Here is a 16,335-nt window from a genome sequence, read left to right on the forward strand (position 1 = left end):
AGAGCAATGGCGCGGTCGGGACGACCGCTACGTTATCTAGCCGTACTCTTTTCAGTTGCGGCGAAATGTGCGAGCAAAGAGTCCAGCACACGACCCATTTCGCTAACGAGGTCGTCATCACCCAGACCGCGTTCTCGTGCACCTGTCATGACTGCCTCGAAGCCGGCGGCCTCCGGTACGACGAGGCCACCGATATCGAGCGCATGAACCATGTTCGCGAGTCCCATCATCCCAGGCTCGCTATCGACGCCAAAACTGGCAGCGAGCACTTCAAAGGTCACGCGGCCGTCGATGTGCGAGAAGCTCGCGCCATCGAAGTCGAACCCCACAGCGTCCTCAGGACAGTCACCCGGGAAAGCAAGCCACAGGAACCGGGCGTTGCTATCAACAAAACGTTTGATGAGCCACGCGCTGGCCACCCGATCAACCCAAAGATGTTGACGGGTCGCCCAAACGCGCCCCTGAAACTTGTCATGATTCAGGGGGCGAATGGCTCCTTCGCTCTCGTGTGGCTCACCTGGAGACAACACGGCTTCCGCAGCTTCGAGAAAGTCGTGGCAGGCGGACTGCGCTCGAACCAATGAGTCGTTCGGGAAGAAGTCAACTGCGGCAATCGCTTCAAATTCCTTACGTATCTTGCGCACGAGCCTGGAAGCCTCGGCGAGGCTGATGCTGGCAAGCGTTTTCCGGGCATCCTCCACAGACCGCTGAAAATTCGCGTAGTCGTCTGCGCGGTCGAATAGGGTCCGAAATTGCTGTTCCTGGGACGCATCGCGGCTTGTAAACCACATCAAATAGGCGGCCCCGCCCGCCTGTCGGATGCCGTCACACATTTCAGCCATCCCCGCCTCTCCCGCGGCAGGGAGCAGATACGCGCCATCGCGCAGGACCGCACAGCCTTTTGCCTTCAGCGCGCGCCAGTACCGCATGCGCGCCGTCGCACTGTCCGTCGGCAGCGACAGCACGAGAAGTAGCCAGTCGGTGAATTCATTCATGTAACGTAATCTACATGCTTGTTGATATCGATACAAATATATTTTAATTCTGTCGTAATAGCGTTTGGCGCTCGGTGGTAGCGCCTTTGGAACCGGCCGATAGCTCGTCTTTCGAGCCGAATCCAGTGACGGCCAAGCCTGCGCGGGCGCAGTGCTCCAGTTGCGCTCCTGGCCATTTTTGCCGTCGGCGGGTGCGGTAAAATTGTCCTGCAGAAGCGCCGTAGTCTCTACTTTTTACTGCCTTTGCCGTAAACCTGGTCATCGGCTAGCCACGACACTCGGGCAATCCTTTGCCGCTGGACCCGCTGCACCAAGTCGACATTCTCGCCACGACTGCGCGACGACGACGTATGGACCGAGTGTTCTCACGACAACATTAACGTGTCTTTTTCTATCACCACCGGAAAACTGGCTGTTCTCGCGGGCCGACACCCCTTGATCGTCGGTGCTCTAGCCAGCCTGATGGCCGTGGCCGTAATGGCAATCAGCGTGCTCACGCTTCTGGCCGCTCGTGACACGACTGTCGAACATGCTCATGAAATGTCCAGAAACGTCACCGCCGTTCTGGTCAGCAACATCGCCCGAACCATTGAAACGTCTGACACGTCCCTTCGCACTCTGGTAGCGTCGCTGAACAATCCCGCCATCCAGGCTATGGATCCGGACCTACGTCACGAATTGCTGTTTGATCGAACCGCTGCTGAGTACGTCACCGGCATGGGAATTACAGATGATCGGGGTCATCTGACCGACGGCTGCTGCTCGCGCGCCCACAATTGGGATTTCAGCGACCGTGACTATTTCATTGCACATCGCAATTCGGCGAATATTGGCCTTTATGTGTCATCCGTCTACCGGCCGCGGTCGCGGCCGGGGGCGCAGTCAATTGCGATGACGCGAAGAATGAACCGGCCAGACGGGTCGTTCGCCGGAGTGGCGATCGTTGCCATTGACGTCGAATACTTCAATCAACTGCTCGCAAAACTGGACGTTGGGCCAAACGGTGTCACTGCGATCGTCCGCACGGACGGTACGCTGGTGGCCAGAAATCCCGCAATGAGCAATGCCAGGCTGGTCAACGTGGGTAAGTCACCGACGTTTCCGCATATGGTGAACCATGATTCCGGGTTCTATGCTGCCCCCTCGATCTCGGACGGAGTCGTACGCCTGTATACATTCCAGCGGGTTCCCGGAACGCCGCTTATCGCCGTTGTCGCGCCGGCGGAAACTGACGTACTGGCATCCTGGAAACGACTGACATGGATAGTCGGAATCTCCGCGTTGTCTGTCAGCCTTGCGTTCTGCGCGGTGGTCTGGCTCCTTGCTTTTGCATTGCGGGACCACGCAAAGGCTCAGGTACTGCTCAAGGAGCTATCGCGAACCGACTCGCTTACAGGGCTCAAGAACCGCCGTGCTCTCGACCATGCCCTCGAAAACGAGTGGGCAACACTGCAGCGCAGCGATGGTTCTTTGTCGCTGCTGTTCGTCGATGCGGATAACTTCAAACAATACAACGACAGGCACGGTCACGCTCAAGGTGATATTGCATTGAAACACCTCGCGGAATGTATCAATCGACACGTGCGTCGTCGTGGCGATCTCGCTGCGCGATATGGCGGGGAAGAGTTTGTTGTCGTGCTGCCTCATACGGACAAAGCGGGAGCACTTAAGATCGCTGAAGCTATCCGTCAGGAAGTTGACTGTGGTCCTCCGGCAATACCATTCGAAGCAATTCCACATTTCACGGTGAGTATTGGATGCGCGACTGGTCGACGCTCACTTCCATCGTCACTAGATGAATTGACGAATTCAGCTGATCTGGCGCTGTACGCGGCCAAAAGGAATGGAAGGAATGCCGTCGTCGCCGCGGGCGATATTGTTCCACAGGACCAACCGCAGAGTTGATGGCCCTCCTCGACTGCGGCTGTCCGCGTCGCGTCGCGAACGACAGCGAAGCGCCGATCCGCAGCCGCACGGCGGATGAACGGCGCGCGTCGGTTCAGACCGACACGCGAACAGCAAGGTATCGATCCCATTACGCAAGCTATCATCCCTTGGGATATCGCGATGTGACCGGCCGGCCTCGTTCTCAAGCCTTCGCTTTCCCAGCCACGTTCACCAGATCAAAAGGCGTCTCCCTAACCCTCCTCCCGGTCAGCCTGAAAACCGCATTCCCCACCGCCGGCGCCACCGAGGGACTCGACAACTCCCCCACGCCACCGGGCTTAGACGTGTCTCCCTGCACGATGAAAACGTCGACCTCCGGCATATCACTCATCCGCATCACCCGGTACGTATCGAAGTTCCTCTGCTCCACCTGCCCATGCCGAATATCGACCCGATCCGCAGTCGCATGACCTAGTCCCCACATCAAGCCACCATAAAGCTGCTCTTCGACCCCACCAGGCGAAACCGCCAACCCGCAATCCGCCACGCAAGTCAGCTTCTCAACCACAACGCCATCACCCTTCCGCGCCACCCGCGCCACCACCGCCACATAACTGCTATACGCCTGATTGGTCGCCACGCCCAAAGCAGTCCCAGCAGGGAGCGCCTGCCCCCACCCGGCCCGCTTCGCCGCCTCCCGCAAAACAGCCTGATGCCTCGGATCCTTCATATGCGCGAGCCGAAACTCAACGGGATCCCGATGCCCCGCATGCGCCGCTTCATCCAGAAACGACTCAACCGCGAACACATTCGGGATATAACTCACCGCCCGATACCAGCCAGTCGGCACACCCGTCTCGTGCCGCACCCACCCAATATCCAGATGCGGCGCCCCATAAGCAAACTCATACTTGCTGATCGCTTCCGTGGTGCTGTAATCCATTCGATCCGGCCGATCGAAGTACCCAGGCTCCCATTGTTCCGGCGAAGCAGGCATCACCGCCCGCAATTGCAACGTCGCCAGATTCCCGCGCGAATCGAGCACAGCCTTCGCCCGATGAAAACTCGCCGAGTGGTAGTAAAGCGCCCGCATTTCATCTTCACGGCTATTCATCAACTTGACCGGCTTCCCGACTTTCAACGCAAGCCACGTCACTTCAAAAAGCCAGTACTTCGACTCACGCGACCCAAAGCTGCCGCCTGAAACAAGCTCATGCAGCACGACACGATTCGTGGGAATACCGCCGATCACCTCAGCCGCCTCCCGCACCGTCGACGGCACTTGCAGCCCACCCCAATACTCAATCGAGCCGTCCTTCTTAGCCCACGCGGTAACGTTAATCGGCTCAAGCGGACACTGCGCCTTATAAGGCATCGAATAAGCAGCCTCGATCACCCGCGCCCCGTGCGGAAACGCGGTCTTCGAATCTCCACTCTGAATAGTCGGCACCACCCGCGCCGCAGGATCATCGAGCCACGCCGCCTGACGCGCAGCAAGCGTGCTGCTATCGAAAGTCTCCAGCGGACTGTCTTCCCACTCCACATGCAGCGCCGCCTGCCCCTTATGCGCGGACCAGTAGTCATCGGCCAACACAGCAACACCCGCCTGATTGCCGCCGAGAATGTCGGGCCGGCCAGGAATCTGCAACACCTGCCGCACACCTGGCACGGCCAGCGCGGCTTTAGCATCCACGCTACGCACGCGTGCATCGATCACCGGCGCACGCGTGACGACCGCGACCAGCATGCCCGGCAACGACACGTCGATGCTGTATGGAAACGCGCCCCTCGCCTTCTCCGCAGCGCCGCGCTTATTCCGCAATTTGCCGATGTATTTGAACTGCGACGGATCTTTCAAAACAACGTCTTTCGGCGCGGGCATTTGCGCCGCGACCTGCGCAAGCGACCCATAGTTCGCACGCTTGCCGTTGGCTTTATCGACCACGAAGCCGTTTTCCGTCGAACACGTCGACGGCGCCACATTCCATTGTTTCGCTGCAGCAGCAATCAACATGGCGCGGGCCGTCGCGCCCGCACGTCGCAAGCGTTCGTATTCCAACGACACGCTCGTACTCCCGCCCGTCGAAAACACCTTCCACAACGGATGAACGTAGTCGCCGTAAAACGGATTCTCCGGCGTGATCACATCGACGCGAAACAGATCGACGTCCAGTTCTTCCGCGACCATCGCAGCGAGCGCGGTACGCGTCCCCGTGCCGGAATCGTGTTTATGGACCACGAGTTTGATCGTATCGTCGGGTAGCACGCGCACCCACGCATTCGGTTCGAATTCACCGGCCTGCGGTTTGGGATCGCCGCTTTTGTCGTCGCCCTTGGCGAACGCTTCGGGCAACTGAAAGCCGATTGCGAGCCCGGAAGCCACCAACGCCGAGCTCTGTTTAATAAACCGCCGACGCGCAGCGCCATGACCGCTGGTCAACACCTCTTTGTCGTGGCGCATTCAGGCCTCCCCGCTCGTGACATAGGACGAGCAGGCCGCTGCACACTCAGGCATATCCACCGCCGCCAACGCCGGTTCGCCCGACGCCGCTCGCTTGATCGCCTTGCGAATGCGCGAGTAGGTGCCGCATCGACAGATGTTGCCCGACATCGCCGCCGTGATGGTTTCGTCGTTGACGATCGGCTTGTCCTTGAGAAACGCGGCCGCCTGCATCAATTGGCCGGACTGGCAGTAGCCGCATTGCGGCACATCTTCCGCGATCCACGCGAGTTGCAGCGGATGCCGGCCGTCCTTCGACAACCCTTCTATCGTCGCAATGCGTTTGCCCGCCACGGCAACAGCGGGCAGCAAACAGGAGCGCACTGCCTCGCCTTCGAGATGCACCGTACACGCGCCGCAAAAGCCGCCGCCGCAGCCGAATTTCGTGCCGGTCAATTTGAGCCGGTCGCGCAACACCCACAACAGGGGCATGTCTTCCGGTACATTGTCGAGCGAGTGCCGCGTGCCGTTGACCACGATCTCGATCATGCGCTGTCTCCTGAATGTGATTGTGCAGCGCGGCGCATGCATGAGTGGATGCGTCGATGCGTGACAAGGGCCGCGTGCTTGCGGCCATTATTGAAAGCCGTTAAGCGCAACGCCAGCGACCATTTCTTCCACCGTCTGTAAGTCCGGCTAACACCATGTTGAAGCGCTATCCGTCCATTCAATCGATGCAAGCCTTTCTGCAGGCCGCGCGCGTCGGCAGCTTTTCGAGCGCGGCGCGGCAGTTGTCGCTCACGCATAGCGCGATCAGCCAGCAGATCCGCACGCTCGAAGAGTTCGTCGGCCAACCGCTTTTCGTACGCGAAAGCGGCCGCGTGGTGCTGACGGATGCGGGCGTGTTGTTCGCGAATCAGTTGGCGGATGGCTTCGAGCAGATCGATCGCGCGTTGTCGTCGGTAAAAGAGCGGACGGTCAAGCAGTCCATTACGCTCGACGTCGATCCCGAACTCGCGCAGAGTTGGCTGGTGGCGCGTTTGCCCACGTTGCTCGGCGCGCTGACGGGCACGTCGCTCACGGTGTTGTCCACGCCGCGCCACGATCGCAGCGCGTTCGAGCGCGTGGATATTGCGTTGCGGTACGGGTATGGAGAATGGGACGGCTTCGAAAACGCGCTGATTTGCGGCGACCGTCTGACGGCGGTGGGTTCGCCTTCGCTATTGCAGACACGCGGGCTTAGCGTACCGCTCACGCCTGAGCAGCTATTGGATTTGCCGTTGCTAGGCTATACGAAGCGCTCGTGGATTCCCTGGCTCGCCGCTGCGGGCTTGCCGGAGGTCGAGCCCGACGCAGTAGCGGTTTTCGACAACGCGGCCGGGTTGATCGCAGCCGCGAGCGCAGGCGTCGGCGCAGGTTTGGCGCGCGGCCTGCTCGCCGCCGACGCGCAACGCAACGGCGATCTGGTCGAACTCACGCAAGTGGAGATTCCAACGCACTACAACCTTTACGCCGTGTGGCCGCGCGAGAAAGCCGAGCGTGTGGCGCCGTTAATCGACGTGATCCGCAACCTGGTCGCGCAAACCAACAGTACGCGTTAGGTCGTACTGGCCGCCACTTCCCGCACGGTATCGAGAAACAACGACAACACCGGCGAAGGCGTTTCGGCACGATAGCGCGCGTGCAGCGATACTTCGGGACGCGGCGCGGCCACCGGCACGAACGCAACGCCGCCCGTCGACAACTGCCGCGCGGAAGAAGGCAGCAGTGCCACGCCCAAGCCTTCGCGCACGAGGCACAAGAGCGTATGCACCTCGACCACTTCCTGTTCGATGCGAGGTGTAAACCCTGCTTCGACGCAACAGTCCTGTAGAAAACGCGCCAGTTGCGACTGCCGCAAACCGAACGACACGAAACGCTCGGCCTCCAACTCCCGCAATGCAATCTCCCCACGCGACGCCAGCGCATGCCCCAACGGCAACGCCACGACCGCCGACTCGCGCATCACCACCTCGCTGCGAATCTCGGGGTCTTCATGCGAAACGCGAAAGAAACACACATCGAGCCGCCGCTCTTTTAGCGCGAGAATCTGCGCGGCCGGTGTCATCTCATGCAGCGTCCACCGCACTTGCGGATGCTTCTCAGCGAATACCCGTAGCGCGCGCGGAATCGGCTCGACCATCGCCGAACTGATGATGCCGATCTCGAGACTTCCTACTTCGCCACGTCCCGCGCAACGCGTCAGATCGATCGCGCGTTCGAACTGAGCGAAGATCAACGGCACCTGTTCTTTAAGTGTTTTCCCTGCCTCGGTGAGTTCGACACGGTGTTGCGAGCGTGTGAACAACGCGGTGCCCATCTCTTCTTCAAGGATGCGAATCTGCTGACTCAGCGGCGGCTGGGAAATGTGCAGCCGCGCGGCTGCCCGGCCGAAATGCAGTTCGTCGGCAAGCACCGCGAAGTAACGCAACAGCCGGATGTCCATATCGCAAACGTATCAAGATCGTGGTTAAAAAATATTGTACAGAGCGTTTTTATCTTGTGAGACTGCATCGCAAGCAGCAGTGCACATCAGTGTGACACTCGATGCCGGCGAGGGGAAGGCGCTCAAAAACAGCGTCTTGCAAAGGGCCGCATGGGCAAGCCCAACGGGCTGGGTTCCATCGATGCGCCTGCCCGCGATCCGGCAACTGGATACACCAGTTCCTCTCAAGGAGATCGAGTACATGATCATCGACACTAGCTGTTATCCGACCAACCTGGTCGACCTCGCGTGGCGCCATGACGGCGAGCCATTTTCCGGCGAGCGTCTGATCGAGGTGATGGACGGCCCCTACATCATCAACGGCAAGCCTCGCCGCATCGACAAGGCCTTCATCCAGCCGCCGCAAGGCAACACCATCTATACGTGGACCGACGGCGATCGCTCGGGCCGCGAGTCGATCGACGACTACATGGCGTACACGGTCGAATGCATTCAGAAGTATCCGGACCGTTTGCTCGGCTGTTTCGTCTACAACCCGCGTTGCGGTCCGGAGAACGGCGCCGAAGCGATCGAGTTCTATGCGAAGGAACACGGCTTCAAGATGGTGCAGTTGCAGGCCAACATGCACGCCTACCGTCCCGACCGCGCGCTCGACTGGTTGCGCCCCGCGTTGCGCAAATGCGCGGATCTCGGCCTGCTCGTGAAGCTCCACACCGGCGACGGCCCGTACAGCATTCCGAGCGAGTGGTATCCGCTGATTCGCGAATTCCCGTCGGTGAATTTCATCATGGCGCACTTCGGCGTGCAGACGGGCGGTGTGTATTGCTTCGAGCCGTACCAGATGGCGCTCGATACGCCGAACGTGTATTGCGAATCGAGCTGGTGCCTGCAATCGCGAATCGTCGAATTCGCGAAGGTACTGCCCACGCACAAGATTCTCTACGGTTCCGACACGCCGCCGAACGAGCCGGGCATGTGGTTGCGTTTGCTCGAAGTGTTGTGCCACGAACCGCCGCAAGGCCTGAATCTCGACGAAGACACGCTCGAGGACTATCTCGGCAACAACCTCGCCCGCATGATCGGCATCGAGCCGAGCGCGCCGCCGAAGAGCGTGGAAGAAGCGCAAGCCTATCTGAAACACCACGCCGGCGCCGCGAAGAAACACGCGGGCCAAGCCGACTACGCAGGAGCCCGCTGATGATCATCGATACCCATCTGCATCCCACGAATCTCGTCGACGAAGCGTGGCGTCATACCGGCGAGCCGTTCACCGGCGAACGCCTGCTGAAGATGATGGACGGCCCGTACATCATCAACGGCAAGCCGCGCCGGATCGACATGGGCTTCATTCAGCCGCCGCCGGGCAACACCGGCTATCGCGACGGCAATCGCCGCGGTCGTGAAGGCATTCGTGACTACATGTCGTATATCGCCGAATTGACGCAGAAGTACCCGGATCGCTTTATCGGCAACTTCACGTACAACCCGCGCTGGGGTCCGGAAAACGGCGCGGCCGAGCTCGAATTCCACGTGAAGGAATACGGCTTCAAGATGCTCAAACTGCACGCGAACATGCACGGCTACCGGCCGGACCGCGCGCTCGACTGGTTGCGTCCGGCCATGAAGAAGTGCGCGGAGCTCGGCGTGGTCGTGCTGATTCACACCGGCGACGGACCGTACACGATCCCGACGCAGTTCTATCCGATCATCCGCGAATTCCCGATGGTGAATTTCATCATCGGTCACTTCGGGATTCAGACGGGCGGCAACTACTCGTTCGAAGCCTTCTGGATGGCGATGGATACGCCGAACGTGTATTGCGAATCGGGCTGGTGCTATCAGTCGCGCATCGTCGAATTCGCTCGTGAACTGCCTCGCAACAAGATCGTGTTCGGCACGGATTCGCCGCCGAACGAACCGGGAATGTGGCTGCGCGAACTGGAAATGCTGTGCGGTCCCGCGCCGCAAGGCATGAATCTGGACGAGGACGGTCTCGAAGACTATATGGGCAACAACATCGCCCGTCTCGTCGGAATCGAGCCGACCAAGCCGCCGAAGGATCTCGCCGAAGCGGAAAAACGTTTGAAGGCGACTTACGTGAATGACGTCACGCAGCCGGCCTAACGCTAACTGATTGATCGTTCGAAAGAAAGCAGGCGCGGTTCGTGCCGCGCCTGCCTCTGCTGCTCACACGGAGTTCACTATGGCGGATAACCTCTTCCGCGCCACGCAGGATTTTCATCGCTTTGCGCATGCGTATCGCGAGCACTATCCCGATGATGTCTTGACGCTCTCGCAACCACTGTCCGCCGATCAGGATGTTACGGCGGTCGTAGCCGAACTCGCGGCGCGCGGGCAGCATCCCATGCTGGTTTGCGAAAAGGTCGACGGGATCGCAACGCCTCTCGTCACGAATTTCTTTGCTTCGCGTACACGCATTGGGCGTCTGTTCGACGTCGACGCGGCCGGCCTGTTCGACGCATATCAACAACGCGCGAATACGCCTATAGCGCCCGTGTTCGTGTCGAACGGCCCCGTACTGGATCAGGTGATCGAAGGCGACGCCGTCGATCTCGCACAATTGCCGATGATCCGCCACTTCGATACCGACCGTGGTCCATACATCACGAATGCGGTGATCGTCGCGGAAGATCCGGTCACCGGCGTGGCGAACCTCAGCTATCACCGTTCGATGCGTCATGCCAAAAACGCTTTGGCCACCAGCCTGCATTCGCGCGGCCACCTCTGGCGCATGCTGCAAACCGCCCAGGCACGCGGCGACACGTTGAAAGTCGCGATGGTGATCGGCGCGCATCCGCTGTTCATGCTGGCCGCCGCCGCACGCGTGCCGTTCGGCACCGACGAACGCGCAATCGCAGGCGGTCTGTTCGGTGCGCCACTGGAACTGGTGCGCACGCCGCGCTACGGCATCGGCGTACCCGCTTCCGCCGAGTTCGTGCTGGAAGGCACGATCGATCCGTCCGCGCACGCCGAAGAAGGCCCGTTCGGCGAATTCACCGGCTATTCGTCGGACCGCTCGACGAACAACGTGCTGCGCCTCGACACGATGATGCGCCGTAACGATGCGTGGCTCGTCGATGTAGTCGGCGGTCCTTACGCGGAACATCTGACTTTAGCCCGCTTACCGCGTGAAGCGGAGATGAGCGAGAAGCTGAAGGCGCGCTTTCCGTCCGTCACAGCATTGCACTATCCCAACTCCGGCACCCACTTCCATTGCTACGTCGCGCTGAATCAGACGCGCGACGGCGAAGCACGCCAGATCATGCTCGCGCTGCTCGGCTGGGATCCCTACCTGAAGAACGTCGTCGCCGTGGATAGCGACATCGACATCACTAACGACTCGCAGGTGCTGTGGGCGATCGCCACGCATTTTCAGCCGCACGAAGACGTGTTTATCGTCGATGGTTTGCCGGGCAGTCCGCTCGATCCTTCGTCGTCCGCGGCGGGCACCACGTCGCGTATGGGCATCGACGCGACGCGCGGCTCGCATTTCGACGGCACACGCGCACGGATCAGCGAACGCGCTTCGCAACAGGCCGTCGACATTCTGGCCCGCGCCGCCGGAGTACAGCGATGAGCGCGCGGCGACTCGTAGTCGGCATCAGCGGCGCATCCGGCTTTACGTATGGCGTGCGTCTGCTGCAATTGCTGCGTCAGCTCGATATCGAAACGCATCTGGCCGTCTCACGCAGCGCGCTGCTCACGATGACGCACGAAACCGACTACAAGTTCGCCGACGTCAGCGCGCTTGCGAGCGCCACCTATCGCTGCGACGACATGGCCGCGGCCATCTCCAGCGGCTCGTTCCGCTCGCTGGGCATGATCGTCGCGCCCTGTTCGATGAAGACGCTTGCCGAAATTGCCAGCGGCATGTCGTCGAGCCTGATCTCACGCGCCGCCGATGTCACGTTGAAAGAGCGCCGCCCGCTGGTGCTGCTCGCGCGTGAAACGCCGTACACGCTGGCGCATCTGCGCAACATGATTGCCGTAACCGAAATGGGCGCGATCGTCGCGCCGCCCGTGCCGGCGTTTTATGCGCGCCCCGCTTCACTCGACCAGATGATCGATCACACGCTTGGCCGTGTGCTCGATCTGTTTGGTCTCGAAGCGGGCACCGTCAAACGCTGGCGAGAAGTTCAAGCATAAGCACCGCATATCGCCTGATAGCCGAACCGCAGTACGAACGATGAAACGGAGACGAGCCATGAATCACATTCACACCACTCACAACGAAATCGAGAAAATCCCCGTCACGGTGCTGACCGGCTTTCTCGGCGCGGGCAAAACGACGCTGCTCAACTACATCCTGCGCGAGAAGCATGGCCGCAAGATCGCGGTGATTGAAAACGAATTCGGCGAAATCGGCATCGACGGTGGCCTAGTGCTCGAATCGACCGAAGAGATCTATGAAATGACGAATGGCTGCGTGTGCTGCGTCGGCGCGGTGCGCGAGGATCTGGTGAGGATCGTGCGCATGCTCGTGGAGCGGCCGGACCGGCTCGATCACATCATCGTCGAAACCAGCGGGCTCGCCGATCCGTATCCCGTCGCGCAGACGTTCTTTCTCGACGATCCCATTGCTAAACAGGTCACCCTCGATGCCGTCGTCACGATGGTGGATGCGAAGCATATCGCCGCGCATCTGGACGATCTGGTGCTCGACGGCAGCGACAACCAGGCCGTCGATCAGATCGTGTGCGCGGACCGTATCGTCATCAACAAGGTCGATCTGGTAGGACCAGACGATATCGCTTCGCTGACGCAACGCATTCGTGGACTCAATGCCACGGCGGAAATCGTCGAGTCGAGCTACGCGCAGATCGACCTCGGCAAGATTCTCGGCGTGGGTGCAAACGAGTTCTCGCAAATTCTCGTCGAGACCGATGGCCTGCATGAAGAACACGCGCACGGTCACGAAGAACACGAACACGAGCATGCCCATCACGACGACGATCACGCCGATCACCAGCACGACGAAAGCGTTTCCTCGGTCGGGATCGAAGTCGATGCGGATATCGACCTCGACGCGCTGCAAACGTGGCTCGCCGAACTGCGCAACTCGGATGCCACGAACCTGTTCCGTATGAAGGGCATTCTCGCCGTGCAAGGCCAGTCGCATCGCTATGTGCTGCAAGGCGTCCACAACGTCATCGAACTGCGCGCGGCGCAAGTGTGGGGGAGTGAGCCGCGCTCGTGCCGCATCGTTTTCATCGGACGCGATCTCGATCGCGCCGCACTGACCGACCGCTTCCATGCCTGTCTGGCCGTGCCGGTTGCGGCCTGACGGGAGATCCGGTCGGTGCGCGTCGTAGTGCCGCGCGGCCAGGTCCGTGCGGCGCGCTCCGATCGATAACCACAATTTGGAGACACGTCATGAACACCGCCATACACCCCGTCGATCGCATTCTGCCGAAGCGCCAGATGATCACGCTCGGCTTGCAACACATGCTAGTGGCTTACATCGGCGCCATCGCGGTGCCGCTGATCGTCGCGTCGGCGCTGAAGATGTCGCCAGCCGACACCACCGTGCTCATTAGCACGGCGCTGTTTTGCTCAGGCATCTCGACGATTCTGCAAACCGTCGGCATCTGGAAGTTTGGTGTGCGTCTGCCGATTCTGCAGGGCGTCGCATTCAGCAGCGTCGGACCGGTCATTGCGATCGGCACGAGTCCGGGTGTCGGTTTCGCCGGCGTGTGCGGCGCGGTGATTGGCGCGGGTCTGTTCACAATGTTCGCCGCGCCGCTGGTCGGGCGCTTACGAAGGTTCTTTCCGCCTGTGGTGACCGGCTGCATCGTGACCGTGATCGGCTTGCAGTTGTTTCCCGTCGCGTATCAATGGGCCGGTGGCGGCGAGGCCGCGCAGCAGCAGTTCGGCGCGCTGCCCTTCCTGAGCGTCACGCTGTTCGTCGCGCTGGTGATTCTCGCGATCAACCGTTTTGCCAATGCGTTCCTGCGCAATCTGTCCGTGCTGATCGGTTTGATTGCCGGCGGCATTCTGGCGTGCTCGCTCGGCATGGGCAACTTCGCGAGCGTGGCGCAGGCGCCGTGGTTCACCATGCCGGTGCCGTTTCACTTTGGCACGCCCGTGTTTTCGCTGGTGCCGGTGTTGACGATGATCGTCGTGATGGTGGTGCAGATGGTCGAATCCATGGGCCTGTTCGTCGCGATCGGCGACATCGTCGATAAGGACGTGAGCGAGGAGGACGTGGTGCGCGGCATGCGTGCCAACGGTCTGGCGAGCGCGATTGCCGGCATGTTCGCGGCGTTTCCGTTCATCGCGTTCATGGAGAACGTTGGCCTCGTCATTCTGACCGGCGTGCGCAGCCGCTGGGTGGTGGCGATCAGCGGCGTGCTGATGTGCGTGGTGGCGCTGGTGCCGAAGATCGGCGCGGTGGTTGCGTCGACGCCTTCCGCCGCGCTCGGCGGCGCAGGTATCGCCATGTTCGGCGTTGTGGTCGCGGCCGGTGTGCAGACGCTGGCGAAAGTTGACTTCGAGCGCAATCGCTACAACGTGTTGATCGTCGGCTTTACGATCGCCACCGCGTTGATTCCGGTGATGGCGCCGCAAGTCTTCAAGCACATGCCCGACTGGACGCAACCGTTCCTGCACAGCGGCGTGGTGCTGGCGTGCCTCGTTTCCGTCGTGCTGAACGCGGTGCTCAATGGCGCGCATGAAGAGGACGTCGTGCCGGCGCACAACATGGTCCGCGAATAAGCGGACGTTGCATGACGAGCGCGGCTGTCTTTGCAAAGACAGCCGCTTCGCAGTAACTGAAAGGATATCGAATCGTGAGCATGCAAACTGAAGCGTTGCTGATCAAAAACCCTGTCGCGGTGATGAGCGGAATGAGCGGCGAGCGCGCAAGGCTCGGCCAGGTCGATCTGCGGATTCGCAATGGCCGTATCGAAACCATCGCGCCGAATCTCGACCCGCGTGCCGATGAACGCGTGATCGACGCGCGTTCGTGCGTGGTGTATCCGGGCTGGGTGAACACGCATCATCATCTGTTCCAGAATCTGCTGAAGGCCGTGCCGTCCGGTATCAATGCGGATTTGCAGGAATGGCTGGCTGCCGTGCCGTATCCGCGTCTCGCGCGCTTTACGCCGGAGCTGGCGCGCGTTGCCGCTCGCCTGGGTCTTGCCGAGTTGCTGCTCTCCGGCGTGACGACCTGTGCCGATCATCACTATCTCTACCACGCAGACGGCACCACCGAAACCGGCGATCTGCTATTCGACGAAGCGGCGTCGTTCGGCATGCGCTTCGTGTTGTGCCGGGGCGGCGCATTGCAGGCGGCGGGGGATCATCCGGGGTTTTCCAAAGTCGCGCTCAAGCCTGAGACGCTCGATCAGATGCTCGCCGATATCGAACGTTTGAAGTCGCGCTATCACGACGGTGGCGATGCCTCGATGCGTCGTGTCGTAGTCGCGCCGACCACGCCGACGTTTTCCCTGCCGCCCGAACTGTTGCCTGAAGTCGCGCGCGCGGCTCGGCGGATGGGTTTGAGGTTGCATACGCATCTGTCCGAGACGACCCGTTATGTCGATTTCTGCAAGGAGCGCTTCAACAAACTGCCGGTCGAGTTCGTCGCCGATCACGAGTGGCTTGGTCCGGATGTGTGGTTCGCGCATCTCGTGCATCTGCAAGCGAGCGAGATTGCGATGCTCGCTGAAACCGGCAGCGGATGCTCGCATTGCCCGGTCAGCAATGCGCGGCTGGGCAGCGGCATTGCGCCCGCACCGCAGATGGCGGCCGCGGGCGTGCCGATGTCGCTCGCCGTGGACGGCGTGGCGTCGAACGAATCCGGCAGCATGACCAATGAAGCGCATTTCGCATGGCTCGTGCATCGCGCGGCGCAGGGCGCGTCGGCGACCACGGTGGAAGAGACGATCCATTGGGGCAGCGCGGGCGGCGCGGGCGTGCTCGGACTCGATGCGGTCGGCACACTTGAAGTAGGCATGGCGGCGGACTTCGTGCTGTATGACGTCAGCAATCTGCGCTTCAACGGTTTCCATGATGTTGCCGTTGCGCCGGTGACGGCCGGCGAGCCGGCGCGCGTTCGTTATAACGTGGTGAACGGTCGCGTGGTGGTGGATAACGGCGTGATTCCCGGTCTCGATCTCGACGCGCTGCGTTATGAAGCGGCTGAGGGCGTGAAGCTGTTGCTCGCCGATTAAAGGAAAGGGGATGCTGCAAGATGCAAAGCAAACGAATTCGGCTCGGCATTCTGACGCCGTCGTCGAACACCGCGCTCGAGTCGATGACGGCGGCAATGCTGAGCGAACTGCCGCACGTCAGCGCGCATTTTGCCCGCTTCACGGTGACAGAGATCGCGCTGTCCGAGCAGGCGCTCGGCCAGTTCGACGTGAGCCGGATTCGGGCGGCCGCGCGTCAACTGGCCGATGCGCGGGTGGACGTGGAGCCGTTGGCGCGGTGGGGGCGGTTGTTTGCGGAAGTGCTGTAAGTTCTTGCCTGTAAGGCATGACGCCGCGCCGCCCGCCGTCGAATCG

Annotated in this window: 13 protein-coding genes and 1 pseudogene; 10 read left to right on the top strand and 4 right to left on the bottom strand. The window is 60.9% G+C overall.

Annotated elements, in window-relative coordinates; all coding sequences use genetic code 11:
- Positions 1-32: 32 nt before the first annotated feature.
- Complete coding sequence (locus tag B0G71_RS30530; RefSeq protein WP_116146462.1) at positions 33-995, bottom strand: chromate resistance protein ChrB domain-containing protein; 963 nt, start codon at positions 993-995, stop codon at positions 33-35.
- Between the two features lie 462 nt (positions 996-1,457).
- Between B0G71_RS30530 and B0G71_RS30535 the strand changes: the two genes are divergently transcribed.
- Positions 1,458-2,900: a diguanylate cyclase gene (locus B0G71_RS30535; RefSeq protein WP_116149010.1), complete on the top strand. Its 1,443-nt coding sequence runs from the start codon at positions 1,458-1,460 to the stop codon at positions 2,898-2,900.
- Positions 2,901-3,084: 184 nt separating this feature from the next.
- Here the strand turns inward: B0G71_RS30535 and B0G71_RS30540 are convergent, their stop codons facing one another.
- Together B0G71_RS30540 and B0G71_RS30545 are read right to left on the bottom strand one after the other, a co-directional pair.
- Positions 3,085-5,343: a xanthine dehydrogenase family protein molybdopterin-binding subunit gene (locus B0G71_RS30540; RefSeq protein ID WP_116146464.1), complete on the bottom strand. Its 2,259-nt coding sequence runs from the start codon at positions 5,341-5,343 to the stop codon at positions 3,085-3,087.
- Positions 5,344-5,871, bottom strand: a complete 528-nt coding sequence (locus B0G71_RS30545) for a (2Fe-2S)-binding protein (protein WP_116146465.1) — start codon at positions 5,869-5,871, stop codon at positions 5,344-5,346. It lies immediately after the preceding gene.
- 155 nt (positions 5,872-6,026) lie between these two features.
- Between B0G71_RS30545 and B0G71_RS30550 the strand changes: the two genes are divergently transcribed.
- The gene (locus tag B0G71_RS30550) at positions 6,027-6,923 is read left to right on the top strand and encodes a LysR substrate-binding domain-containing protein (protein WP_116146467.1); all 897 of its coding nucleotides are present in this window, start codon (positions 6,027-6,029) and stop codon (positions 6,921-6,923) included.
- On the opposite strand, the gene B0G71_RS30555 is transcribed toward B0G71_RS30550, so the two are convergent.
- Positions 6,920-7,807 carry a LysR substrate-binding domain-containing protein gene (locus B0G71_RS30555; protein ID WP_116146468.1) on the bottom strand — a complete coding sequence of 296 codons (888 nt, stop codon included), beginning with the start codon at positions 7,805-7,807 and terminating at the stop codon, positions 6,920-6,922. The two genes, B0G71_RS30550 and B0G71_RS30555, sit on opposite strands and share 4 nt — an antisense overlap.
- 241 nt (positions 7,808-8,048) lie before the next feature.
- Here B0G71_RS30555 and B0G71_RS30560 point away from each other — a divergent pair, with 241 nt between their 5' ends.
- The 8 genes and pseudogenes from B0G71_RS30560 to B0G71_RS30595 all read left to right on the top strand — a co-directional run.
- Complete coding sequence (locus B0G71_RS30560) at positions 8,049-9,005, top strand: amidohydrolase family protein (protein ID WP_116146470.1); 957 nt, start codon at positions 8,049-8,051, stop codon at positions 9,003-9,005.
- Positions 9,005-9,931 (top strand): amidohydrolase family protein, encoded by a 927-nt coding sequence (locus B0G71_RS30565; protein ID WP_012428924.1) that lies wholly within the window; start codon positions 9,005-9,007, stop codon positions 9,929-9,931. Before B0G71_RS30560 ends, B0G71_RS30565 begins: the two co-directional genes overlap by 1 nt.
- 79 nt (positions 9,932-10,010) lie before the next feature.
- On the top strand, positions 10,011-11,405 hold the full coding sequence (locus B0G71_RS30570) for a UbiD family decarboxylase (protein WP_116146471.1): 1,395 nt from the start codon (positions 10,011-10,013) through the stop codon (positions 11,403-11,405).
- Positions 11,402-11,974: a UbiX family flavin prenyltransferase gene (locus B0G71_RS30575; protein ID WP_116146473.1), complete on the top strand. Its 573-nt coding sequence runs from the start codon at positions 11,402-11,404 to the stop codon at positions 11,972-11,974. Before B0G71_RS30570 ends, B0G71_RS30575 begins: the two co-directional genes overlap by 4 nt.
- A gap of 58 nt (positions 11,975-12,032) precedes the next feature.
- On the top strand, positions 12,033-13,112 hold the full coding sequence (locus B0G71_RS30580; RefSeq protein WP_116146474.1) for a GTP-binding protein: 1,080 nt from the start codon (positions 12,033-12,035) through the stop codon (positions 13,110-13,112).
- A gap of 89 nt (positions 13,113-13,201) precedes the next feature.
- Positions 13,202-14,542 carry a nucleobase:cation symporter-2 family protein gene (locus B0G71_RS30585; protein WP_116146476.1) on the top strand — a complete coding sequence of 447 codons (1,341 nt, stop codon included), beginning with the start codon at positions 13,202-13,204 and terminating at the stop codon, positions 14,540-14,542.
- Between the two features lie 80 nt (positions 14,543-14,622).
- The gene (locus tag B0G71_RS30590) at positions 14,623-16,002 is read left to right on the top strand and encodes an amidohydrolase family protein (RefSeq protein ID WP_404935490.1); all 1,380 of its coding nucleotides are present in this window, start codon (positions 14,623-14,625) and stop codon (positions 16,000-16,002) included.
- A 20-nt stretch (positions 16,003-16,022) separates the two neighbouring features.
- Positions 16,023-16,244: pseudogene (locus B0G71_RS30595) on the top strand (Asp/Glu/hydantoin racemase); the annotation flags it as partial.
- Between the last annotated feature and the right edge of the window lie 91 nt (positions 16,245-16,335).

This window comes from Paraburkholderia sp. BL27I4N3, assembly GCF_003386115.1.
In the GTDB taxonomy this organism is placed as follows: Bacteria; Pseudomonadota; Gammaproteobacteria; order Burkholderiales; family Burkholderiaceae; genus Paraburkholderia.